Below are 839 nucleotides of genomic sequence, written 5' to 3' on the forward strand. Positions count from 1 at the left end.
CCGGTCTCGGTGCTTTCAGCGTCACCCGCCGTCAGGAAGGGCTCCGCATAGTGGTACGTTTCCCCGGTGGTGATCCCTTCCTTGCTGAAGATGCTTTCGGCGCTGTCCTGCGGCGTCAGGGCTTCGCGGTAGTTGTAGTCCCGGGTGGCCACGCTTGCGCTGACCACGTTACAGGCGGTCTGAATATCCCAGAGGCTCTCCCGCCCGCCGTCGCTCATCCCGGCCGGGTTGCGCAGGGGCAGCGTGACGCCAAATTCATACTGCTGCTGGCTGTCCTGAAAAATCACCACGTCCTGCTCAAGACGGCCGTCCATTTCAAAGCGCCAGTAAATCCCCACCTCCGCCAGCAGGCGCTGGATAAACGCAAGATCGGTTTCCCGCCACTGGGTGATGAGCTCCCGGGAGGGGTACTCCCGGGAGAGCCGGAACGCAAAATCGGGCCCTTCCAGGCCGTGCTTGCGCAAGACCTGCTCCACCACGTCGATAACCGACTGATTGAGGTAGACTTCGCTCCCTTGCGTATACTCCAGCAGGGCGATACGGGAAACGAGGGTCAGCGCGTAATGGGTCTCATCATTCGACGAGGAGACGCGGCGAAACGATTTTACCACGCCGAATACCGTCCGGACCGGCAGCGCCGGTGTCCCGTCAAACATCGGGGTCTGGAAGGTAAATGACGCCGGCTTCAGCAGTAACGTTTCGCAGGCGATATCTCCAGAGGTGCAGGTCACCGCCACGTCATAGCGCCAGGGCTGGCTGAGGGACTCCACCGCGCTGAAGTGCAAGACATCCAGACATTCCGTGCAGCCATGCACATCAACCCGGTAACGTGACTGGCC

General features: G+C 61.3%; 1 protein-coding gene. It reads right to left on the reverse strand.

Annotated features, from left to right (window positions below):
- A partial coding sequence (locus BS626_RS18035; RefSeq protein WP_170870485.1) for a type VI secretion system Vgr family protein occupies positions 1-839 on the reverse strand: 839 nt, incomplete at both ends.

This window comes from Pantoea sp. 1.19 (assembly GCF_001922585.1).
In the GTDB taxonomy this organism is placed as follows: domain Bacteria; phylum Pseudomonadota; class Gammaproteobacteria; order Enterobacterales; family Enterobacteriaceae; genus 1-19.